The sequence below is a fragment of the Micromonospora sp. NPDC002296 genome (assembly GCF_040296145.1).
Taxonomy (GTDB): Bacteria; Actinomycetota; Actinomycetes; order Mycobacteriales; family Micromonosporaceae; genus Micromonospora.
The window spans coordinates 37,427-59,225 of the sequence record NZ_JBEOWQ010000035.1 but is presented as its reverse complement, the minus strand read 5'-3'; the positions used below and the strand labels follow the sequence as shown (position 1 = coordinate 59,225).

At 75.3% G+C, this 21,799-nt stretch carries 20 protein-coding genes; 10 read left to right on the top strand and 10 right to left on the bottom strand.

The window, feature by feature from the left end; genetic code table 11:
- The 7 genes from ABT023_RS22850 to ABT023_RS22820 form a co-directional block, all read right to left on the bottom strand.
- Window positions 1-462 (bottom strand): ATP-binding cassette domain-containing protein (locus tag ABT023_RS22850; RefSeq protein ID WP_350888423.1); only part of this gene is annotated, 462 nt, incomplete at its 3' end.
- On the bottom strand, window positions 459-1,343 hold the full coding sequence (locus ABT023_RS22845; RefSeq protein WP_350888422.1) for an ABC transporter permease: 885 nt from the start codon (window positions 1,341-1,343) through the stop codon (window positions 459-461). The genes ABT023_RS22850 and ABT023_RS22845, both read right to left, overlap by 4 nt.
- Before the next feature lie 2 nt (window positions 1,344-1,345).
- Window positions 1,346-2,386 carry an ABC transporter substrate-binding protein gene (locus tag ABT023_RS22840; RefSeq protein WP_350888421.1) on the bottom strand — a complete coding sequence of 347 codons (1,041 nt, stop codon included), beginning with the start codon at window positions 2,384-2,386 and terminating at the stop codon, window positions 1,346-1,348.
- Window position 2,387: 1 nt separating this feature from the next.
- On the bottom strand, window positions 2,388-3,455 hold the full coding sequence (locus ABT023_RS22835; protein ID WP_350888420.1) for an ABC transporter substrate-binding protein: 1,068 nt from the start codon (window positions 3,453-3,455) through the stop codon (window positions 2,388-2,390).
- Window positions 3,456-4,039: 584 nt separating this feature from the next.
- Window positions 4,040-4,339 carry a BON domain-containing protein gene (locus ABT023_RS22830; RefSeq protein WP_350888419.1) on the bottom strand — a complete coding sequence of 100 codons (300 nt, stop codon included), beginning with the start codon at window positions 4,337-4,339 and terminating at the stop codon, window positions 4,040-4,042.
- A 38-nt stretch (window positions 4,340-4,377) separates the two neighbouring features.
- Window positions 4,378-4,647, bottom strand: coding sequence for a GlsB/YeaQ/YmgE family stress response membrane protein (locus ABT023_RS22825; RefSeq protein WP_350888418.1), 270 nt, complete (start codon window positions 4,645-4,647; stop codon window positions 4,378-4,380).
- Between the two features lie 31 nt (window positions 4,648-4,678).
- Entirely contained in the window at window positions 4,679-5,125 is a 447-nt protein-coding gene (locus tag ABT023_RS22820; RefSeq protein ID WP_350888417.1) for an STAS domain-containing protein, read from the bottom strand.
- 153 nt (window positions 5,126-5,278) lie between these two features.
- On the opposite strand from ABT023_RS22820, the gene ABT023_RS22815 reads away from it, so the two are divergent.
- The 3 genes from ABT023_RS22815 to ABT023_RS22805 are packed head-to-tail and all read left to right on the top strand — an operon-like array spanning window position 5,279 to window position 7,919.
- On the top strand, window positions 5,279-5,965 hold the full coding sequence (locus ABT023_RS22815; RefSeq protein ID WP_350888416.1) for a response regulator transcription factor: 687 nt from the start codon (window positions 5,279-5,281) through the stop codon (window positions 5,963-5,965).
- Window positions 5,962-7,341 (top strand): sensor histidine kinase, encoded by a 1,380-nt coding sequence (locus tag ABT023_RS22810; protein WP_350888415.1) that lies wholly within the window; start codon window positions 5,962-5,964, stop codon window positions 7,339-7,341. Before ABT023_RS22815 ends, ABT023_RS22810 begins: the two co-directional genes overlap by 4 nt.
- Window positions 7,338-7,919: a GerMN domain-containing protein gene (locus tag ABT023_RS22805; protein ID WP_350888414.1), complete on the top strand. Its 582-nt coding sequence runs from the start codon at window positions 7,338-7,340 to the stop codon at window positions 7,917-7,919. The genes ABT023_RS22810 and ABT023_RS22805 overlap by 4 nt, the downstream gene beginning before the upstream one ends.
- 91 nt (window positions 7,920-8,010) lie before the next feature.
- On the opposite strand, the gene ABT023_RS22800 is transcribed toward ABT023_RS22805, so the two are convergent.
- The 3 genes from ABT023_RS22800 to ABT023_RS22790 all read right to left on the bottom strand — a co-directional run bounded on the left by ABT023_RS22800 (window position 8,011) and on the right by ABT023_RS22790 (window position 13,048).
- Entirely contained in the window at window positions 8,011-9,015 is a 1,005-nt protein-coding gene (locus tag ABT023_RS22800; protein WP_350888426.1) for a LacI family DNA-binding transcriptional regulator, read from the bottom strand.
- 52 nt (window positions 9,016-9,067) lie between these two features.
- Complete coding sequence (locus ABT023_RS22795; RefSeq protein WP_350888413.1) at window positions 9,068-11,569, bottom strand: glycoside hydrolase family 3 C-terminal domain-containing protein; 2,502 nt, start codon at window positions 11,567-11,569, stop codon at window positions 9,068-9,070.
- Window positions 11,570-11,827: 258 nt separating this feature from the next.
- Window positions 11,828-13,048 (bottom strand): ROK family transcriptional regulator, encoded by a 1,221-nt coding sequence (locus tag ABT023_RS22790; protein ID WP_350888412.1) that lies wholly within the window; start codon window positions 13,046-13,048, stop codon window positions 11,828-11,830.
- 216 nt (window positions 13,049-13,264) lie between these two features.
- Between ABT023_RS22790 and ABT023_RS22785 the strand changes: the two genes are divergently transcribed.
- The 7 genes from ABT023_RS22785 to ABT023_RS22755 all read left to right on the top strand — a co-directional run bounded on the left by ABT023_RS22785 (window position 13,265) and on the right by ABT023_RS22755 (window position 21,799).
- Entirely contained in the window at window positions 13,265-14,932 is a 1,668-nt protein-coding gene (locus ABT023_RS22785; protein WP_350888411.1) for an extracellular solute-binding protein, read from the top strand.
- A complete protein-coding gene (locus ABT023_RS22780; RefSeq protein WP_350888410.1) occupies window positions 14,929-15,963 on the top strand; it encodes an ABC transporter permease in 1,035 nt (344 codons plus the stop codon). The genes ABT023_RS22785 and ABT023_RS22780 overlap by 4 nt, the downstream gene beginning before the upstream one ends.
- A complete protein-coding gene (locus ABT023_RS22775) occupies window positions 15,960-16,937 on the top strand; it encodes a carbohydrate ABC transporter permease (protein ID WP_350888409.1) in 978 nt (325 codons plus the stop codon). The genes ABT023_RS22780 and ABT023_RS22775 overlap by 4 nt, the downstream gene beginning before the upstream one ends.
- 22 nt (window positions 16,938-16,959) lie before the next feature.
- Entirely contained in the window at window positions 16,960-19,008 is a 2,049-nt protein-coding gene (locus ABT023_RS22770) for a beta-galactosidase (RefSeq protein ID WP_502890741.1), read from the top strand.
- A gap of 122 nt (window positions 19,009-19,130) precedes the next feature.
- Entirely contained in the window at window positions 19,131-19,511 is a 381-nt protein-coding gene (locus tag ABT023_RS22765) for a Het-E N-terminal domain-containing protein (RefSeq protein ID WP_350888407.1), read from the top strand.
- A 13-nt stretch (window positions 19,512-19,524) separates the two neighbouring features.
- Complete coding sequence (locus ABT023_RS22760; protein WP_350888406.1) at window positions 19,525-20,850, top strand: hypothetical protein; 1,326 nt, start codon at window positions 19,525-19,527, stop codon at window positions 20,848-20,850.
- 91 nt (window positions 20,851-20,941) lie between these two features.
- Complete coding sequence (locus ABT023_RS22755; protein WP_350888405.1) at window positions 20,942-21,799, top strand: alpha/beta fold hydrolase; 858 nt, start codon at window positions 20,942-20,944, stop codon at window positions 21,797-21,799.

Sequence of the window (21,799 nt, the reverse complement as noted above, 5' to 3'; positions counted from 1 at the left end):
CGGCTCTCGGACCAGGGCCCGGGCCAGCGCCACCCGCTGCGCCTCGCCCCCGGACAGGGTCGCCGGCCAGGCCCGGGCGTGGCCGGCGAGGCCCACCTCGGCCAGGGCCCGCAGGCCGACCACGCGGGTGGCCTCGCCGCGCGGCATGGCGACCGTGACGTTGCCCAGCACCCGCTTGTTGGGCACCAGGCGGGGCTCCTGGAACACGATGGTCCGCCGCCGGGGCACCAGCACGGTGCCGTCGTCGGGGCGGTCCAGCGCGCCGAGGATGCGCAGCAGGGTGGTCTTGCCGGTGCCGCTCGCGCCGAGCAGCGCGAGGAACTCGCCCCTGGGCACGTCCAGGTCGAGGCCGCCGAGGACGGCCCGGTCGCCGAAGGCCCGCCGCAGCCCGCGGACGTGGATCGCCGGGGTCGGCCCGCCGCCGGTCTCCGTGCCGGCCGGGGCGGCCACGCCGGCGCTCACCGGGTCCGCCCCGCCCGCCGCCACGGCATGAGCAGCCACTCCAGGGCGCGCACCGCGGCGTCGGCGGTGAGCCCCAGCAGGCCGTAGATGATGATGCAGAGCGCCAGGATGTCGGTGCGGGCGTAGTTCTGCGCCTGGGTCATCAGGTACCCGATGCCGGCGGTGGCGTTGATCTCCTCGGCGGCGATCAGCGCGATGACGCTGAGGGTCATCGACAGCCGAAGGCCGACGAGCAGCGCGGGCAGGGCGCCGGGGAGGACGACCTCCCGGACCAGCCGCCAGCGGCCCATCCCGAACGACCGCATCGCCTCGACCGTCTTCGGGTCCACGGTGCGCACGCCGCTGGCCGCGTTGACGTACATCGGGAAGGTGGTGGCGACGGCGATCAGGATGATCTTGGCGCTCTCGGTGATGCCGAACCAGACCATGAACAGCGGCACCAGGGCAAGGAACGGCACCGTGCGCAGCACCTGCACGGTCGAGTCGATCAGCTCGTCGCCGAGCCGGGTCAGCCCGGTGGTCACGCCGAGCACCAGCCCGGCGGCCAGGCCGCAGGTCAACCCCAGCGCCGAGCGGGTCAGCGAGGTGGTGAGCGCGTCGGGGAGCTGGCCGTTGCCCCACAGCTCGCCGACCGCCCCCAACACCTGCCCGGGGGAGGCGAGCAGCGACGGCCTGAGCAGGCCGGTAGCCGAGGCGGCGTACCAGGCGAACAGCAGCGCGACCGGGCCGAGCGCGCGCAGGGCGGTGGCGGCCCACCGGGGCCGCTCGCGGCGGCGGCGCACCGGCGGCTCGACCAGCCCGGCGGCCCGGGCGGCCCCGGTGGCGTCGGGGTGGGGCCGGGCGGCGTCGGCCCGACCGGGCGCGATGGGTGCCGTGGTCACGGTCACGCCCCACCCGCCGGCAGCTTCGCCACGTCCAGCACGTGCGCGGCGACGTCCACCTTCTTCGGGGTCACCCCGGCGTCGACGAAGAACCGGGCCACCGTGTCGAAGCGGGCCAGCAGGTCGGCGCCGATCGGCTCGACCGGCGAGCTCTGCCGGGCGAAGTCGATGGTGATCTCCCGGGCCCGACCGCTCACGGACTGCGGGCCGGCGTCGGTGAAGACGTTCACGAACGGCGCCGGGTCCGCCTGGGACGCGGCCCCCTTGTCCCGCAGGTACGCGTACAGCGCCCGGACCACCTCCGGGTGCTCGGTGACGAACGCGCTGCGCACCGCCCACACGGTGGCGTTGTCCGAGCCGATCGTGCGGCCGTCGACCAGCAACCGGGCGCCACCGGCGAGCGCGGACACCACGTACGTGCTCCAGCTCGCCCAGGCGTCCACCTGGCCGGACTCGAACGCCGGGGCGGACTGGTCGGGGCGCAGGTACACCCGTTCCACCCGGTCGGCGGGCACGTTCGCGGTGGCCAGCGCCCGCAGCAGCAGGTACTCGCCGGTGCCGCCCTTGTTGACGGCCACCTTCCGCCCGGCGAGGTCGGCCACGCCGCGGATCGGGGAGTCGCCCTTGACCAGGATGCCCTCGCCGACCGGGTCGGGCTGGGCTGCGGCGAACAGGGTGAAGCCGGGGCTGCCGGCGAGCGCGCCGACGGCCGAGGTGATCGAGCCGAGGGCGACGTCGAGCTGGCCGGCGTTGATCGCCTGCGCCGCCGGGGCGAACGGGCCGGAGCTGCCCGTCCACGCCACCCTGGCGCCGACCGCGCTCAGCGCCGCGTCGAGCGAGCCGTCCTTCTTGCCGAGGGCGAGCACGCCCGCGTTGCCCGGGTCGGGGATGCGTACCTCGATCGTGCGGCCACCGGCGGCGTCGGCCGGCTCGCCGGACGTGCCGCAGCCGGCGGCGCCCACCAGAGCGGCGGCCAGGCCGGCGGCGGTGGCGACGGTCAGGAACCGTCGGCGGGTACGGCGAGGTGTCGGTGCTGTGCTCATCTCATTCTCCTGTGCGATCCGTCGGCGAGGAAGCGGCGCTCCCGGCCGGTGCGGGGTTCTGCCGGCGGCGGGCGACCAGTTCGTGCGCGCGCCGCAGCGGGTCGGGGTCGGCCCAGCCGCGCACGTCCACGGGCGCGGCGAGGAAGTCGTGGGCGCGCAGGAAGTGCTCCTGCGCGGCGAGCAGGTCGAGCCGCTCCTCGGACAGGTCGAGGTGCAGGCCGAGGTGCTGGCCGGCGCGGTACGCCCCGGCCACCCCCGCCGTGCCGGCGCCGGTCTCGGCGGACAGGATCCGGCCGACGTCGGCGGGGTGGGTGGCGGCCCAGTCGGCGGCCTCGACCAGCACGGCGAGGAACCGGTCGACCAGGTCGGGCCGGTGCTCCAGCAGCCAGCCGGCCACGGTGACCGGCCGGGGCGTGCCGTTGTTGATCCGGCTCCGCAGGTCGGGTTCGTCGTCCAGCTCGATGCCGACCTCGACGCCGTGCCGGCGTGCCGACTCGACCGCGAGGGCGCCCTTGGCGTAGACGGCGTCGACGTCGCCACGGACCAGCGCGGCCAGCTCCGCCGCCCACTGCCCGGGGTGCTCCGGGCCCGCCGGCACGTCCACCGGGCGGGCGTCGGCCAGCCGCAGCCCGGCGACGCCGAGTGCCCCGGCGAACCCGCGCAGCGCCATCGCCGCCCAGAAGTCGACGGCGATCGGGTGTCGGGGCACCGCGAGCCGCCGGCCGCGCAGCTCGGCGGGGGAGCGGGGACCGTCGCCGGGCCGGATCAGGATCACCTGGCGCTCCTCGATCCAGGTGAGGCCGATCAGCCGGGTGTCCGCGCCGCGCGAGCGGGCCCACAGCGCCGGGACGTTGCCGCCCTCCCGGATCAGGGTGCGGTGCTCGTGGGTGAAGTGCCGCTCGTTGAGCGCTTTCCCGCGGTCGTCCTGGAAGGACCGCACCCGGATTCCGTCGGCGGCGAACTCGGCGTCGAGGGTGCCCCGGTCGGCGGCGATCCCGGTGGCGGTGGGCACCGGGCAGCGGGTGAACCACAGCTCGTCGAGGCGGACGGCGGCCGGGGAAGTGGACATGGCTGGTCTCCGGTTCTGGCAGGCAGGCGTGGATCACGCGCGGGACGGCCACCGGACCGGCGGTCGGGGCGCGCGGCGGGAACGCGCGGGCCGACGGCGTGCCGGGGCGGGGTGCGCGCGGGTTCGGGGCGACGGGGCGGAGCGGGAGCGCGGGTGGGTCAGCGTCAGCGACAGCGACAGCTGCCGAACAGCCCGTGGTCGATGTACCGCCGGGTGGTCAGCGCGGGCCTGCGGAAGGCGGCGGGGAGGGCGGCCCTGGCCGACGACTCACGCGTCATTGGCGCCACACCTCCCCGATTTCCCGACTATCTCTACAGACCTTGTAGGGATTGCTGCTGAGGAGCGTGACACGGGCGCGGCGGGAAAGGCAAGACGCTTCCACCATGCGGTAGCTCACGTCGAGGCCGGCAGTTCGTGGGCGGGCCGGGCCCGGTGCGACGCCGTTTCCTTTCCGGGAACCCGGCCAACCGGGGGCGCGACGTCACCACGGGGCCCGCAGCGCTGGTGCGGGCGCTGCGGGCCCTGCGGTTACGCCCCGGCCGGGTCACTCCGGCGGGGCCGGGCGGCGGCGCGGGGGCTCGTGGTCACCGGCGCGGGCGACGCGGCTCGGCCAGCCGCAGGGCGTTGCAGACGTCGACGACGTCGGCGACCTCCCAGGCCACTTCCCCGGCGGCGCGCCGGGCCTGCGGGTCGGCGACGATCCCGGTGAGGATGACGACCCGGTTCTGCACGCTGACGGTGACCGACCGGTGGCGGACGGTCGGGTCGCCGCCGAGTCGCCGGGCGACGGCGGCGGCGAGCCGGGTGTCCTCGTCCGCCGGCCCGGGCCTGTCGGGCTCGGCGGCCCAGGAGTGGTCGTCGGGCGACGGCCAGGGGATGACCACGGGGGATGGTCCCTTCTCGGTGTGCGGTGTCGGCGGGTCTAGGCGGAGTCGGAACGGCCGGCGGTGGCCGCCACCAGGACGACGCCGACCCCGGCCAGCCCGACCTGCACGAGCAGGTCCTGGAACCCGAAGCCGGCCCCGGCCACGCCGACGAGGCGGGCGAGGATGGTGCCGAGCAGGGCGGCGACCACGCCGACGACCAGGGTGAGCCAGAGCGGCGCGGTCTGCCGGCCGGGGACGACGAGCCGGCCGAGGGCCCCGACGACGAGCCCGACGAGAAGGGCGCTGACGAGCCCGGCGACGGTCACGGGTGCTCCCGGGTGACGAGGGCGTTGAGGCTCACCGCGCCACTCCGGCCGACGTCCCGTCGGGCAGCCCCCGCACCGGCACGGCGGCCCGGCCGGCGGGCGTCGGCCCCGTCCGGTGCGGCCCCGGCCCGGAGGACCGGTCGGGCCGGTCGGCGTCCGGCGTCCGGCCGGCGACGATCGGCAGGACCTGGTCCAGGCGGGCGGACTGCAGGATGCGCCAGATCCGGGGGTTCGGGTCGCGTACGGTGAGCACCGCGTCGGCGCGGGTGAGCCGCCGGTGCACGTCGAGCAGCAGCCCGATCGCGGCGGCGTCGATGTGCCGGCAGTCGGACAGGTCGACCACGACCTGGGCGGGGCGCAGGGCCAGCAGCCGGTCGAACACGGCGCCGGTCGTCGACAGGCAGGCCAGGTCGAACTCGGTCACGGCCACCTCGACCAGGGGAATCGTGCACTCCCGGCGTGCCAGCGGCGTCGTCACGGCCGTACCCCTCTCCTCGCGGACCCCGGACGCCCACCACCGTGCCGGTCGGGCTTGGCGGGCACCACGCGGACGTGTGACAGTTGCGTGACAAATCCGCCATACGCGGGACATGGTTGGCCGTCGGCGGGCGGCCTTGGGGATGATTCCGATATGACGTCCGTACTGGTGATCGAGGACGACGACCGCATCCGGCTGGCGCTGCTGCTCGCGCTGGAGGACGAGGGCTACGACGCCCACGGCGCTGCCACGGCCGAGGAGGGGCTGCGCGCCCAGGGCCGGGACCCGGCCGACTACGTCCTGGTCGACCTGATGCTGCCGGGCCTGGACGGCTTCGAGTGCATCCGCCAGCTGCGCCGTGACGACGACGTGCCGATCGTGGTGGTCAGCGCCCGCGACGACACCCACGACATCGTGGCCGCCCTGGAGGCCGGCGCCGACGACTACGTCGTCAAGCCCGTGGCGATCAAGGAACTGACCGCCCGGCTGCGCGCCCTGCGCCGCCGCGCCCGTGCCGTCGTCCCGGCCGTGGCCGAGCCGGTGCCGGTGCTGGCCTTCGGTGACCTGGAGGTCAGCCCCGAGGCGGGGGAGGTGCGCCGGGCCGGGCACCGTGTGTCGGTGACCCGCACCGAGTTCCGGCTGCTGTGCGAGCTGGCCGAGCACGCCGGCCGGGTGCTGTCCCGCCAGCAACTGCTGCAACGGGTCTGGGGATACGACACCGGCGACGAGCGGCTGGTGGACGTGCACGTCGGCCGGCTGCGGCAGAAGATCGAGCCGGACCCGGCCAACCCCGAGCACCTGGTGACCCTGCGCGGGCTCGGCTACAAGCTGCAACGATGACGGGCCCCCGCCCGCCCGCGCGGCGTCGCCTCGGCCTGCGCGCCCGGGTCACCGCGGCGTTCGCCGCCGGGGCGCTGCTGCTGGCCGCCTCGATGGCCCTGGTCTCGTACGAGCTGACCCGCCGGTCCCTGATGGACGAGCGGGAGCGCACGGCGGTGCGGGCCGCGTACTTCGACGCCGCCGTGGTGCGCAACGGCCTGGACACCGACGACCCGGACGTGGTGGAGGTGCTGCGCTCGCTGGACACCGGCGGCAGCCGGCGGGCGCTGCTGAACCTCGACGGCGACTGGCACGCCCGCACCGCCGACGTCGGGCTCACCGCCGCCGTGCCCGAGGAACTGCAACGGCTCGTCGGCGCGGGGGAACCGGCCGTGCAGCGGGTTCGCGTCGACGGGCAGGCCGCCCTGCTGGTGGGGGTGCCGCTGTCCGGCTCGGCGACGTACTACGAGGTCAACTCGCTGGGGGAGCTGGAGCGGACGTTCCAGGCGCTGGCCCTGACGCTGACCGCCGTGGCCATCATGGTGGCCGGCTCCGGCGCGGCGCTGGGCTGGTACGCCACCCGGCACGGCCTGCGTCCGCTGACCGCGGTCGCCAACGCCGCGGAGAAGATCGCCGCCGGTGAGCTGACCGCCCGCCTCGACCCGGCCACCGACCCCGACCTCACCCGGCTGTCCACCTCGTTCAACCACATGGTCGACCAGTTGGCCCGCCGGATCGAACGGGACCGCCGGTTCGCCGCCGACGTCAGCCACGAGCTGCGCTCGCCGCTGCAGACCCTCGCCGCGGCGGCCAGCGTCCTGCAACGGCGGCGGGAGCACCACGACGAGCGCACCGCCACCGCCGCCGGTCTGGTCGCCGACGAGATCGACCGCTTCCAGCGGCTGGTCAACGATCTCATCGACCTGGCCCGCAGCGACCAGCCCGCCCACCGCGCCCCGGTCGACGTGGCGGAGCTGGCGCGGCGGGCCTGCCTCGAACGGGACCTCCCGGCCTCGCTGGTGCTACTGACGGCCGGCACGCCCCGGACGTGGCGGGTGGAACAGCGGCGCGTCGCGCAGGTGCTGGTGAACCTGCTCGACAACGCGGCCCGCTACGGGGCCGGTCCGGTCGCGGTGCGGCTGTCGCGCGACGGCGACGCCGGCGTGATCGAGGTCGACGACGACGGCCCCGGGGTGCCGGTGGAGGACCGGGAGGCCATCTTCGACCGCTTCGTCCGTGGCCGGGCCGCCCATGCCCGGGGCGCCGGCGACGGCACCGGCCTCGGCCTGGCCCTGGTGGCCCAGCACGCCACCGCGCACGGCGGGCGGGCCGGCGTTCTCGACCGCCCCGGCGGGGGTGCCCGGTTCCACGTCACCCTGCCCGGGAGCCTGCCGTGACGGGCCGCGCCCGGCGCGTCGTCGCCCCGGCCGTCCTGGCCGGCCTGCTCGTCCTGGCGTCCGCCTGCGGGGTGCCCGCCGAGGACCGGCCGAGGGCGGTCGAGGTCCCGCCCGGGCCGTTCCCGTCCCCGGCGACGGCCGGCAGCACCGCCCCGACCGGCCGGGTCACCGAGACGCTGTGCTTCGTCCGGGACGACCGGCTGGTGCCGGTGCCGCGCCGCGTCGACCGCGCGCCCGACGTCGACGCCCAGCTGAGCGACCTGCTCGCCGGCCCCACCGCCGTCGAGCGGGACGCCGGGCTGACCAGCGCGTTGCCGGGGGCGATGAGCGCCGTCGTCGCGGGCGTCGCGGGCGGTCAGGCGCGGGTGACGGTCGGCCAGACCGGCGACGAGACCGGCCGCAGCGACGAGGTCCTGGCGTTCGGGCAGATCGTCTGCACCCTCGACGCCCGGGACGACGTCACCACCGTGTCGTTCCTGCGCGACGGCCGCCCCCTCGGGGTGCCCCGGGCGGACGGCTCGCTCTCCGCCCAGCCGCTGACGGCCGCCGACTACACCGCCCTCACCGCCGTCCGCTGACCGCCGTCCCCCGTCTGCCGGGGTCGGGGCGGTCGTGCTCACCCCTGGGGCCCGGCCCGCCGCCGCGCGCGTCCCGTGCCCCGCCGCCGGGTCAGCGGTGCGGTGCGGTGCTGTCGCGTACGGTCAGCCGGGGTTCCAGCAGGGTGGCGTCCGGCACCGGCTCGCCGTGCACCTTGCGCATGAGCAGCGACACGGCCTGCTGGCCGACCTCCTCGGCCGGCACGGGCACCGAGGTGAGCCGCGGGCTGGCCTGCTCGGCGAACTGGTCGGGGCAGATCCCGACGACCGACACGTCCTCGGGCACCCGCCGGCCCAGAGTGGGCAGCGTGGCCAGCACCGGGCCGACGGCCGCCTCGTTCTGCACGACCAGCCCGGACAGGTCGGGCCACCGCTCCAGCAGCTCGACCAGTTCCCGGCGGACGGCCGCCGTGCCCTCCTCGCAGGGGCGGACCACGGCGTCCACGCCCAGCCGCGCGGCGGCGTCGACGACGCCGGCCCTGGTCCGGTGCGCGAAGCCGGTGCCCCGGTCGTAGACGGCGGCGGGGGCGCCGAGCAGGGCGATCCGCCGGTGGCCCAGCCCCGCCAGGTGCTCGACGCAGACCTGGCCGGCCCGGTGGAAGTCCAGGTCGACGCAGGTCAACCCCGTGGCGTCGGCGGGGAAGCCGATCAGCACGCTGGGCCGCCCCAGTTCCCGCAGCAGCGGCACCCGGGAGTCGTGCATCTCCACGTCCATCAGCAGGACCCCGTCGACCATCGCGCTGGCCGCGATGCGGCTCAGCCCGGCGGGGCCCTCGTCGGAGGTGACCAGCAGGACGTCGTGGTCGACGGTGCGGGCGGTGGTCACCACCGCCATGGCGAACTGCATCACCACCGGCACCTGCATCCCGGAGCGCAGCGGCAGCACCAGCGCGACGACGTTGGCCCGTCGGCTCGCCAGGGCGCGCGCCCCGGCGTTCGGGTGGTAGCCGAGCACCCGGATGCTGGCCCGCACCCGGGTACGGGTCACCTCCGAGATGGCCCGCTTGCCGCTGAGCACGTACGACACCGTGCTGACCGCGACACCGGCGTGCCGGGCGACGTCGGCGATGGTGACCAGGTCGGGGGACTTCGCCGGGCGTACCGCCGTCGCCGGGCGGGGCCCGGCCCGCTCACCGGGCCCGGCCGGCACCGGAGGCCTCCCTGGCCGGCCCCGCGCCGTCGGCCGCCCGCACCGGCCCGCCGGCCGCGCCCCGAACGGACAGGGTGCCGACCAGCCGGATGTCGCCCACGGACCGCCCGACCAGCACACTGTGCGGGGCGTCCTCCACCACGTGCCCGCCGCGCGAGTCGTCCCACCAGCCCAGCTCGGTGGCGCGCAGGCGCAGCCGCACCGTCCCCCGCTCGCCCGGGGCGAGGGTGATCCGGGCGTGGTCGCGAAGCCGACGCAGGGGCTGCTTGACCCGGGACCGGCGCTGCCGGGTGTAGAGCTGGACGACCTCCTCGCCGACGCGGGTGCCGCTGTTGGTGACCTCGACGCTCACTTCGACCTCCCCGTCGGCGGTCACCGACGTCGCGCTGAACCGGAGGTCAGCGTAGTCGAACCGGGTGTAGCTCAGCCCGTGGCCGAAGGGGTACAGCGGCTCGCCCCGGTGGTAGAGGTAGGTGGCGTCGGAGCCGATGAGGTCGTAGTCGAGCAGGTCGGGCAGGTCCGCGGCGTCGGCGTACCAGGTCTGGGTCAGCCGGCCGCCCGGCTCGGCGTCGCCGAGCAGCACCGAGGCCAGCCCCGCCCCGTGCTCCTGGCCGCCGTGCGCGGACCACAGCACCGCCGGCAGGTGGGCGTCGGCCCAGCCGATCGCGTACGGGTAGCTGCTGGTCAGGGCGAGCACGGTCCGGGGGTTGGCGGCGTGCACGGCGCGCAGCAGCGCCTCCTGCCCGGCCGGCAGCGCCAGGTCGACCCGGTCCTCGGTCTCCCGCCCGTTGACCATCGGGTGGTTGCCGAGGGCCACGACCGCCACGTCGGCGGCGGCGGCCAGCTCGGCGGCCCGGGCGGGACCGTCGACGAGCAGCTCCACGGCGAACGGGGTGGCCGCGTCCGGGTCTGCGGCGTCGACGCGCAGCCGCCCGTCCGGCCCGACGGCGACGTACCGGTCGGTGGCGAGGTGACGCAGCAGCACCGTGCCGTCGGGGCCCGGCGTGAACCGGAAGGTCTCCCGGACCACCCAGCCGCCCGGCCCGGGGCGGTCGTTGACGAGGTCGCCGTCGTCGTCGGCCCCGACGTGCCGGCCGTTGGCGACGGCGCGCAGCGCCACCGCGTCCGCGCCCCAGTCGAAGACGTCGAACCAGGTGTCCTCGGTCGCGCTCGGCGCGTCGGCGGCGAGCGGTCCGCCGTCGTCGGCCGTCGCGCGCACGTACCGGCCGCCGGCGCGCAGCGCGATCCGGTCCGCCCCGCTGTGGGTGGTCACCTCGCCCACCGGCCCGGTCAGGGCCGCGCGCAGCGTGACGGCGTACGGCAGGGTGCCGCTGTACCAGTCCGTGTGCACCGCGTCGGCCAGCGGACCGAGCACGGCGAGGCGCAGACCGGGCGCCGGGGCCAGGGGGAGCAGCCCGTCGTTGCGCAGCAGCACGACCGACTGCCGGGCGGCCTCGCGGGCGAGTTCCCGGTGCGCCGGGCAGTCCACCACGTCCGGGGACACCCCCGCCCACGGGTCGGACTCCGGCGGGTCCAGGTCGCCGAGGCGGGCCCGGACGGACAGGACGCGCCGCGCCGCCCGGTCCACGTCGGCGGCGGTGATCAGGCCGCGTTCCAGCGCCTCGGTGAGCCGTTCCACCGTGGGCCGACTGTCGGTGTCGTCCTCGGTGAAGCTGTCGATGCCGGCGCGCAGGGCGGCGGCGAACCCGCTGACGTGGTCGGGCAGGTGGGCCTGCGCGCCGGCGATGTTGGTGGCGGCCCCGGCGTCGCCGACCACCATGATCTCGTCGGGGGCCATCCGGCGCAGCTCGGCCGCGATCAGCGGACTCAGGTGCGCGGGCACGCCGTTGACCAGGTTGTACGAGGCCATCACGGCGACCGCCGCACCGGCGGCCAGCGGTGCCCGGAACGCCGGTAGCTCGTACTCGTGCAACACCCGCGGCGGCAGGTCGCTGGAGGTGGTGGCCCGGTCGGTCTCGTTGTTGTAGCCCAGGAAGTGCTTGAGCGTCGGCGCGGTGCGCAGCCGGTCCGGGTGCCCGCCGCGCAGGCCGGTGGCGTACGCGGTGGCGAGCCGCCCGGTCAGCCCCGGGTCCTCCGACCAGCCCTCCTCGTTGCGTCCCCAGCGGGGGTCGCGCAGCGGGTTGACCACGGGCGCCCAGACGTTGAGGCCGACCCGGCCGGGGTCGGCCTGGTGCTTGGCGCGCACCTCGTCGCCGACGGCGGCGCCGACGGCCCGCACCAGTTCGGCGTTCCAGCTGCTGGCCAGCCCGATCACCTGGGGGAAGACCGTGGCCGTCCCGAGCCAGGCCGCCCCGTGCAGTGCCTCGGTGCCGGTGCGGAACGGCCGCAGGCCGAGCCGCTCGACCGGTGCCTGCCACTGGTGCAGCAGCCCGATCTTCTCGGACAGGGTGAGCCGGGCCAGCAGGCCGTCGACGCGTGCGTCGGGGGACGGGCCGGAGGTCCGGCCGATGCTGTCGGTCATGGCGGATCGGTTACCTTCCATGGGCAAGCGGTCGCCCGGTCGGCGGGTCGAAGCGCTTCGACGGCCGTCGTGACGAGCGACATCACGGTGGTGGTGTGCGGCCGTCGACCCGGATGCGGCGAAGCGCTTCGACGGCCTGCGGAAACAAGCCGCCCCGGCTGCCCGGACGGGACGGCTGCACCGAGGTTGGCACCATCGGGGTGACGCGGTCAAGGGCCGGCGGCCGTGGATCGCGGTCGCCACCGAGTCTCGCCCTGCTCAGCGGGTGGGCAGCCGGCCACTCTCGACGGTGGCCAGCGCGGCGGTCGCGCCCCCGAGCGCGGTCGCCGCCCCGCCCAGGTTCGACGCCTCCAGCCGGCACCCGCCCGCCTGGGACGTGAGGGTCCGGGCGGCGAGTTCGGCCCGGGCCGCGGGCAGCAGCCACGGCCCCAGCGCCGCGTAGTGGCCGCCGACCAGCACCGCCTCGGGATCGACCAGGTTGGCCAGCAGGGCCACCCCGTGCCCGAGGTGGCGACCGATCTCGGCCAGCCCGGCCCGCACGGTCGGGTCGTCCTGCCCGGCGAGGGCCCGGATCCGGTCGAGTTCCGGCAGGAAGTCGGTGACCGGCCCGTCCTCGGCGGTGTCGGGCAGCAGCCGGCGCACCACCGCGGGCAGCCCGGTCAGCGCCTCCAGGCAGCCGGCCTGCCCGCACGCGCAGACGGGGCCGGCCGGGTCCAGGGTCAGGTGCCCGATCTCGCCCGCGAAGCCCCGCCCGCCGCGCAGCAGCCGGCCGTCGGCGATCACCCCGGCGCCGATCCCGGCGCCGCCGGTGAGGTGGACCAGGTTGGCCGCCCCGGCGTGGGCACCGTGCCGCTGCTCGGCCAGGGCGGCGAGGTTCGCCTCGTTGTCCGCCGTGACGGTGAACTCCGGGTCGCCCAGCGCGGCGCGCAGCGCGGCGGCGAGGGGGACGTCGCGCCAGCCGAGCGCGGGCGACAGCGGCACGCAGCCGGCCGTGTCGACCAGGCCGGGCACGCCGACGGTGAGGCCGAGCACGGCCCGCCCCTGGCCGGTGACCCGGGCGACGGCCCGGCGGGCCAGCGCGGCGAGGGCGCGGACCGTCTCCTCCGGCGGGGACGAGGGGGCGGGGAAGGCGCGACGCCAGGTGAGCAGCCGGTTGCCGCCGAGGTCGATCGCGACCGCCACCAGCTCGTCGACGCCGATCTCCAGACCCAGGGCGGCGTACGGCTCGCCGTCGAGCACGAGCATGGTGGCCGGCCGGCCGACGCGGTGCTCGGTCAGCCCGGTCTCGCGCAGCAGCCGACGGTCGATCAGCTCGGCGACCAGGCTGGAGACGGTGGCCTTGTTGAGCCCGGTGTGCGCCGCGATGTCGGCCCGGGAGCAGGGGGCGTGCACCCGGACGTGCCGCAGCACCACGGCCCGGTTGGCGACCCGCACGTCGCCGAGGTCGGTCGGCTGCGGGTCGTTCTGCCTGCTGATCAAGATCTGCCCGCTCCCTGCGCTGCCGGTGCGATCCCGGTCGGTTCGCGCGTCCATCATCGCGTACACCGGACGACCCCGGGCCTCGCCGATGGCGCGGGCGCCGCTCCCTTGTGGGTCGGATCACCGTCGATTAGTTTGTTCGGCTAGTACCCCAACTAATCCTAGCCGGGCGCTCGTGCTCCGCAAGCCCCGCCTGTCAGATGAAGGGAGTGCGCCGTGAAGCCGTCCCTGCCAGGCGCATCCACCGATCGCCGGACCATGCTGCGTCTGCTCGGTCTCGGCACCGCCGCGACGATGGGCGGCGCCACCCTCGCCGGGTGCAGCAAGGAAGCCGGCAGCAAGGGCAGCGCCACCAAGGCCGACGCCATCCGGGCCGTGCTGCCCACCCACAAGCCGGCCGAGCTGCTCAAGCCGGACATCCCGGGGGAGGGGGCGATCCCCGAGGGCTACCTCAAGTACCCCCAGCAGCTCGTCGACGCAGTCACCGAGCAGCCCGGCCGGGGCGGCGGGGCGATCCGCTCCATGAGCCCCTGGTGGGGCCCCACCCCGCCGACCCTGGGCAACAACTCCTACCTGGCGGCGGTCAACGGCAAGCTGGGCGTCGACGTGAACCCGAGCCTGCAGGACGGCACCACGTACGCCGACAAGCTCAACGCCATGCTCGGCGCCCGCGACGTGCCCGACCTGCTCAGCGTGCCGAACTGGGAGGTCGACAAGGTCGCCCGGTTCTCCGACGCGGTCAAGGCGCTGTTCGAGGACCTCACCGACCACCTCAAGGGCGACGCCGCCGCGAAGTACCCGTACCTCGCCGCGCTGCCCACCGGCGCGTGGGAGTACTCGGTCTGGGGCGGACGGCTGCACGCCGTGCCGTTCCCCACCGACGGCCCGTTCGCCTGGGCGCTGTTCCACCGCAAGGACCTGGTCGACAAGGCGGGCCTGGCCGCCCCGACCTCCCCCGAGGAGCTGCACGAGCTGGGGAAGAAGCTCACCGACCCCGGCAAGGGGGTCTGGGCCTTCGGCAGCGTCTTCGACATGGTCCAGCAGTTCTTCGGCTGCCAGCAGATCTGGCGCAAGAAGCCCGACGGCGGCCTGGAGCACAAGTTCGAGAACCCGGCCTACCGCGCCGCGCTGGAGTTCACCGCCAAGCTGTTCTCCGACGGGCTGGTGCACCCCGACACGGTCTCCAGCAAGGGCGCCGACGAGAAGCAGCTCTTCAAGGCCGGCAAGATCCTGATGTTCCAGGACGGGCTCGGCGCCTGGCAGGGCATGCAGGGCGAGCAGTCCAAGGTGCTGGCGAGCTTCGCCATGCAGCCGCTGCCGGTGTTCGGGGTGTCCGGCGGTCAGGCCGTCATCTGGGGCAGCGAGAAGCCGGTCTTCTTCACCTTCCTCAAGAAGGGCCTCGGCGCCGCCCGGGTCGACGAGCTGCTGCGGGTGCTCAACTGGTGCGCCGCGCCGTTCGGCAGCCGCGAGTTCGAGCTGCGCGAGTACGGCGTGGAGGGCAAGCACTTCACCCGCGCGGCCGACGGCAGCCCGATCCCGACCGAACTGGGCCGCAAGGAACTGGGCGCCCAGTACACCCACATCGGCGGCCGGGTCCCGGTGAAGGTCCGCAGCGGCGACACCCCGAACTTCGTCCAGGACTACCTCGACTACTACAAGAAGAACATCGGCCTGCTGGAGAGGGACCTGTTCGCCGGGATCAAGCTGGAGCTGCCCGCCAACTGGTCGAAGATCATCCAGCCGACGGAGGACAAGATCCGGGACATCCTGCGCGGCCGCCGCCCGATCGGCGACCTCGACCAGGTGACGAAGGAGTTCCTCGCCTCCGGGGGCGAGGAGGGGCGCGCGTTCTTCGAGAAGGCGCTCGCCGACAACGGCCGATGAGCGGCCCGGGCACCGCCGGCGCGGTCGACGCGCCGGCGGCGGCCGGCGAGGCCCCGCCCCCCGGGCGGCGGGAACCCCGGCGCCCCGCTCGGCCCCGGCCCCGGGCCTCCCTGCGGGCCCGGCTGCGCCGGGACTGGCCGCTGCTGGCGATGACCGCGCCGGCCGCCGCGCTGCTGCTGGTCTTCCACTACCTGCCCACGCTCGGCAACATCATCGCCTTCCAGGACTACAACCCCTTCGTCGGCGACGACCCGGTCGAGGCGTTCCTGTACAGCGAGTGGATCGGCTTCGGCAACTTCGAGGCCCTGTTCTCCGACCCGCTGTTCTGGGACGCCGTGCGCAACACCCTCACCATCACCGCGTTCCAGATCGTGTTCTTCTTCCCGCTGCCGATCCTGCTGGCGATCCTGCTCAACAGCCTGGTCTCCGGCCGGGTGCGCGGCTTCGTGCAGAGCGTCGTCTACCTGCCGCACTTCTTCAGCTGGGTGCTGGTGGTGACGTTCTTCGTGCAGATGCTCGGCGGGGCCGGCCTGCTGGCCCAGGAGATGCGCGAGGCCGGCCTGCAACCGTGGAACGTCATGACCAACCCGGACACCTTCATCGTGCTGGTCACCGCCGAGTCGGTGTGGAAGGACGTCGGCTGGGGCGCGATCGTCTTCCTGGCCGCGCTGTCCGCGATCGACTCCCACCTGTACGAGGCGGCGGCGGCCGACGGGGCCGGTCGGTGGCGGCGGCTGTGGCACATCACCCTGCCCGGCCTGCGCCCGGTGATCGTGCTGCTGCTCATCATGCGGCTGGGCGACGCGCTGTCGGTCGGCTTCGAGCAGTTCATCCTCCAGCGGGAGGCGGTCGGCCGGGACGCCGCGGAGGTGCTCGACACGTTCGTCTACTACCAGGCCATCGCCACGCAGCAGTGGGGGCTGGGCGCCGCCGCCGGGCTGTTCAAGGCCGTGGTCGGGCTGCTCCTCATCGTCACGGCCAACAAGATCGCGCACAGACTCGGCGAGCAGGGGGTGTACTCCAAGTCATGACCACACAGCTCAGTGGCGTCGGGCCGGTGCCGGCGGGTCCACCGGTGGGCGGCCCGCCGCGCACCCGGCGGCGGGGCGCCCGGCGAGCCCCGTGGGAGGAGCCGCCGTCGCCCGTCGGCGTCCTCGGCAAGGGCGTCGTGCTCGCCCTTCTCGTCGCGGCCGTGCTCGTGCCCCTGTGGGCGGTGCTGGTGACCAGCCTCGCCTCCCGGGACACGATCGACGCGGCCGGCGGCATGGTGATGGTGCCCCGGGAGATCGACCTGTCGGCGTACCTCACCATCTTCAACGGCGGCCAGATCACCCGGGCCGTCTGGATCAGCACCCTGGTCACCGTGCTCGGCACGACGGTCAGCCTGGTGCTCACCGTCCTCGCCGCGTACGGGCTGTCCCGGCCCGGCTCGGTCGGGCACCGGGGGCTGCTGTTCTTCTTCCTGCTGACCTTCCTTATCTTCCCCGGCCTGGTGCCCAGCTACCTGGTGGTCACCGGCCTGGGGCTCAAGGACAGCATCTGGTCGCTGATCCTGCCCAGCGCGATCAGCGTGTTCAACCTCGTGGTCGTCCGGGCGTTCTTCATGAACGTGCCCGGCGAGCTGCTGGACAGCGCCCGCATCGACGGGGCGGGCGAGTTCCGCATCCTCACCCGGATCATGCTGCCGCTGTCGAAGGCGGTGATCGCGGTGGTCGGCCTGTTCTACGCGGTCGGCTACTGGAACGCCTACTTCAACTCGGTGCTCTACATCGACGACAACGACAAGTTCCCGATCCAGCGGGTGTTGCAGAGCTACATCCTGGCCGGCCAGTCGCCGAACGTCTCGGGCGCCTCGATCAGCCTGCCCGGCGTCACGGCGTACCCGCCGACCCTGGCGGTGAAAATGGCCGTGGTAGTGGTGACCGTCGTCCCGGCGGTGATCGTCTACCCGTTCGTGCAGCGGCACTTCACCAAGGGCGTCATCACCGGCGCCGTGAAGGGCTGAACCGGTGAACGGACGGTACGACATGTGGGACGAGGGCCGGCTCCGCTACGGCGGGGACTGGAATCCCGAGCAGTGGCCCGAGCGGGTGTGGCGGGAGGACGTCGACCTCATGCGCCGGGCCCGGGTCAACCTCGTCACCGTCGGCGTGTTCGCCTGGTCCCGCCTCGAACCCGCCCCCGCCCGGTACGACTTCGACTGGCTCGACCGGGCGTTGGACCTGCTGGGCGAGCACGGCATTGCCGCCGTCCTGGCCACCCCGACCGCCTCGCCGCCGCCCTGGTTCTCGCTGGCCCACCCGGGCGCGCTGCCGGTGACCGCCGACGGGGTACGGCTGCACCACGGCAGCCGGGACACCTACTGCGCCGCCGCGCCCGCGTACCGGGCCGCGGCCCGTCGGATCGCCGCCGTCCTCGCCGACCGTTACGCCCGCCACCCGGCGCTGGCCCTGTGGCACGTGCACAACGAGTACGGCACCACCTGCCACTGCGAGCATGCCGCGACGGCGTTCCGGCGCTGGCTGGCCGCCCACCACGGCGACCTCGACACGCTCAACGCCGCCTGGGCCACCAGCTTCTGGAGCCAGCACTACTCCGACTGGGCGCAGGTCAGCACCCCCCGGGCCACCCAGTACCTGGCCAACCCCGGGCAGCTGCTCGACTTCCGCCGGTTCTGGTCCGACACCCTGCTGGAGGCGTACGCCGAGCAGCGTGACCTGCTGCGGGCGGCGAACCCGGCGGTGCCGGTCACCACCAACTACGTCCTCGGCGACTGGGTGCCGGTGGACCACGCCCGCTGGGCCGCCGAGGTGGACCTGGTGGCCGTCGACCACTATCCGTCCGCCGTGGACGGCGGCGCGGAGGAGCAGACCGCCCTGGCGGCGGACCTGGCCCGGGGCTGGGCCCGGCACGGCGCCCGCCGCCGGGCCGGCGTCGGGGCGCCCGGCGACGCCGCCGGGGGCGCGGCGTGGCTGCTCATGGAGACCGCCCCGAACCTGATCTACACCGCCGGGCGGATGCACACCAAGGAGCCCGGCCGGATGGCCCGGCACAGCCTGGCCCACGTCGCCCGGGGCTCGCGCGGCGCGATGTACTTCCAGTGGCGGGCCCCGGCCGGCGGGGCGGAACGCTTCCACTCCGCCCTCGTGCCGCACGCCGGCCCGGACAGCCGGGTGTTCCGCGAGACCGTCGCCCTCGGCGAGGCCCTGGAGCGGATCGCCGAGGCCGACGGCGCGGCTGTCGAGGCGTCCGTGGCGATCGGCTGGGACGCCGCCTGCGGCTGGGCCCTGCAACACCCCGGCCTGCCCGCACAGCGGCTCAACCACCACGAGGAGGTCGCGGCGGCGCACCGGGCGCTGTGGCGGGCCGGCTTCGGCTGCGACGTGGTCCTGCCCGGCGACCCCCTCGACGGGTACGGACTGCTCGTCCTTCCCGCGCTCTACCTGGCCTCCGACGCCACCGCCGAGTGGGTCCGGGCGTACGTCCACGGTGGTGGGCACCTCGTGGTGACCTGGCTCAGCGGGGTCGCCGACGAGCACGCCCGGGTCCGGACCGGCGGCTACCCCGGGGCGTTCCGCGACGTCCTCGGCGTCCGGGTGGAGGAGTTCCACCCCCTGGCCGACGACGACGAGGTTCCCCTGACCGGGGGCGGGACCGCACGGGTCTGGGCGGAGACCGTCGGCCTGGCCGGCGCGCGGACGATCCGGGGGTACGCCGGCGGTGTGCTCGCCGGCCGGCCCGCCGTGACCCGCCACCGGTACGGCGCGGGCACCGCCTGGTACGTCTCCACCCGGCCCGACGACGACACCTACCGGCGGCTGCTCACCGACGCGGCCCTCGGCGCGGGCGCGGCCCCGACCTGCCCGGCCGCCCCCGCCGGGGTGGAGGCGGTCCGCCGCCGCTCCGCCCGGGGAAGCTGGCTGTTCCTGCTCAACCACACCGACCGCCCGCACCGGGTGCCGGCCGCCGGGCTCGAGCTGCTCACCGGCGCGACCGTCACCACCGCCGTGCAGGTGCCCGCCGGGGGAGCCGCCGTGGTGCGGGAGGCCCCGCCGCGCGCCGCGCCGCCGACCTGACCGGAACCCGACACCACGCCGGTCCCGTCACCCGCGCCGGTATTGGTCGGCGCGGGCCCGCGTGGTGTGGAATGGACGGGGAACGCGAGCGGGTCGAAGGAACGGGGGCAGGAGTGTCCGGTGTGGAGTTGGTTCTCGCAGCGGTGGCGGCGGGGGCGACTGCGGGCGTCACGACGGGGATCACCGACGCGACCAGTCTGATGGTCCGCAACGGTTACGCCGGGCTGCGGGATCTGCTGCTGCGCCGGCTGACCGGGCGGGGCAGGGAGGCGTTGCAGGCCCTGGAGGCCGAGGAGTCGACCCCGGGGGTGTGGCAGGTCCGGCTGACGGAGGACCTGCTCCGCAGCGGTGCGGACCGGGACGAGGAGATCCTGTCGGCGGCCCGAGAGCTGCTGGCCCGGGTGGAGGCGGCCGGCCGGACCGAGGTCGGGCACGTCGACCTGCGCGACGCTCGCGGCGTGCAGGTAGGCAGCAACAACACCCAGCACAACACGTTCCGCTGAGGCGGGCCGGCCGATGACGACCGACGGCCGGGCTGCCGGGAACGAGGGCCGGGAGTCGGGCGTCGACGCCCGGCACGGCCGGGGCATGCAGTTCGGCGACCACAACGTCCAGATCAACACCTTCGGTCCGGTGGTGCGTTCGGCGTACCTGGAGCAGGTGCGCAGGATCGCCCCCGCGCGCCTGCGCGACCGCGAGGCCGAGCTGGCGGCGCTCGCGGACTTCTGCGCGGGGGACGGGCCGCACCCGTACCTGTGCTGGCAGGCCACGACGGGGGCGGGCAAGACCGCCCTGTTGTCGTGGTTCGTGCTGCACCCCCCGCCCGGCGTGCGGTTGGTGTCGTTCTTCGGCGACGCCCACGACGGGCGACGCCTCACCGACGCCTACACCGACGTCGTGCTGGAGCAGTTGGTCGAGCTGACCGACGGGGCGATGCCGGCGCACCTGACGAGGGCGACCCGGCATGCCCACCTGCTGGGCCGGTACGCGGGCGCGGCGGCGGCATGCCGCCGCCGCGGCGAGCGGCTCGTGCTGGTCGTCGACGGGCTCGACGCCGGTGGCGCGGCGAAGGCACCCAGCGTCGCCGCGCTGCTGCCGGCCCGGCCGGTGGACGGACTGCGGGTCGTCACGGCGACCGACGGGAACCGGTCGATCCCCGCCGACGTGCCCACCGGGCACCCGCTGCGGGAACGCGCGGCCCGGCCCCTACTGTCCCCGTACGTCTCGCCCGAGGAACGCGCCCGCCGGGAGCGGAAGCGGGAGGACGCGCGCCGGTGGGCCGAGGAGAAAGCCCGCCGCACCGAGCAGGAGGAGCACGACAGGAGGCTCCGGACGGAGCTCGATGCCGCGCGGACCTCCCCCCGGGCCCGCGCCGAGGCGGCCGGCCGCGCGCTGGCCCTCACCGCCGGCTGGACGCTGGCCCTCATCCTGGCCGTCTGGCTCACCTGGGGCTGGTTCGACGCCGGCGTGGCAGGCATCCTCACCGTGCTGCTCCTGCTGGCGGGGGCCGGAGCCGGGGTGGGCCTCGTCCCGTCGGCCGTGGAGCTCGGCGGGGCGTACCACCCGGACCTGCGCTCGCCGGCGGCGTGGCTGCCCGGCGCGCGGGCCGGGCTGATCGGGGGCGTCCAGACGCTCGTCCTCTGGGTGGTGGGGGGTGCGACCGCCCTGGACTACCTCGATGCCCGGCGCGGGCGGCTGACCCTCCAGGACATCACCGGGGAGGGCGGGGTCGGCTTCACCGAGGTGGTGGCGCTGGGGTTCCTGGTGCTGGCCGGCGTGGGCTGCTTCGTCGTCGGCCTCCTGGCGGCGGTGCGGGCCGTGCCGGGTCAGCGGGGCAGGTAGGTCGGCGTCTCGACCCGCCGCCGTGCCAGCCGGTTCCCCCCGCGCGGCAATTCGCTGGACGGCGTCCCGATCATGGGTAACCCTGTCGAACATGGAACATCACGTCGACGTAGCGCCCGGGGTGCGGTTGTGGGCCGAGGAGCGCGGCGATCCGGCCGCCCCGGCGCTGCTGCTCGTCATGGGCGCGCAGGCCTCCGGCCTGACCTGGCCGGACTCCCTGCTCGACGCGCTGGCCCGCCGGCACCGCGTGATCCGCTACGACCACCGCGACACGGGCCGCTCGACCTGGTCCTTCGCCGAGCATCCGTACCCGATCGTCGAACTGGCCGCCGACGCCGTGAAGCTGCTCGACGCGCTGGACGTCGCGCGCGCCCACGTCGTCGGCATGTCCATGGGCGGCATGCTGACGCAGCTGCTGCTGCTCGACCACCCCGAGCGGGTGGCGACGGCCACCTTCGTCGGCACCCCGCCGATGGACGGCGGCCCCGCCGACGCGCCGGGGCCCGACCCCGAGCTGCTGGCGTACTGGGAGACGATGCTCCAGCCGCGCGACCGCGCCGCCGAGATCGCCTGGCGGGTGGAGCACTGGAGCATCCTCAACGGCGGCGAGCTGCCCTTCGACGCCGAGGAGTTCCGGCGTCGGGAGGAGCGCATCATGGACCACGCGGGCCGGCACGACAACACCGGGGCGCACGCGCAGGCCAGCCAGGACGGCCTCGACCGGGCCACGGAGCTGAAGGCGACCACCACCCCCGCCCTCGTGGTCGACTCCCCGGCCGATCCCATCGCCGGCACCGCCGCCGCCCGGCACCTCGCCGCGCTGCTGGGCAACGCCCGGCTGGTCACCGTCCCCGGGCTGGGCCACGCCCTGTCGGAGGCCGTCGGCCCCGGGCTCGCCGAGGTGATCCTCGACCACACCACGGCCCACGAGCCGACCGGGCGGCCCTGA

Coding starts and splice junctions, on each gene's coding strand:
- ABT023_RS22840 (WP_350888421.1), bottom strand. CDS start 2,386: ATGAGCACAGCACCGACACCTCGCCGTACCCGCCGACGGTTCCTGACC.
- ABT023_RS22835 (WP_350888420.1), bottom strand. CDS start 3,455: ATGTCCACTTCCCCGGCCGCCGTCCGCCTCGACGAGCTGTGGTTCACC.
- ABT023_RS22815 (WP_350888416.1), top strand. CDS start 5,279: ATGACGTCCGTACTGGTGATCGAGGACGACGACCGCATCCGGCTGGCG.
- ABT023_RS22810 (WP_350888415.1), top strand. CDS start 5,962: ATGACGGGCCCCCGCCCGCCCGCGCGGCGTCGCCTCGGCCTGCGCGCC.
- ABT023_RS22795 (WP_350888413.1), bottom strand. CDS start 11,569: ATGACCGACAGCATCGGCCGGACCTCCGGCCCGTCCCCCGACGCACGC.
- ABT023_RS22780 (WP_350888410.1), top strand. CDS start 14,929: ATGAGCGGCCCGGGCACCGCCGGCGCGGTCGACGCGCCGGCGGCGGCC.
- ABT023_RS22775 (WP_350888409.1), top strand. CDS start 15,960: ATGACCACACAGCTCAGTGGCGTCGGGCCGGTGCCGGCGGGTCCACCG.
- ABT023_RS22770 (WP_502890741.1), top strand. CDS start 16,960: ATGTGGGACGAGGGCCGGCTCCGCTACGGCGGGGACTGGAATCCCGAG.
- ABT023_RS22760 (WP_350888406.1), top strand. CDS start 19,525: ATGACGACCGACGGCCGGGCTGCCGGGAACGAGGGCCGGGAGTCGGGC.
- ABT023_RS22755 (WP_350888405.1), top strand. CDS start 20,942: ATGGAACATCACGTCGACGTAGCGCCCGGGGTGCGGTTGTGGGCCGAG.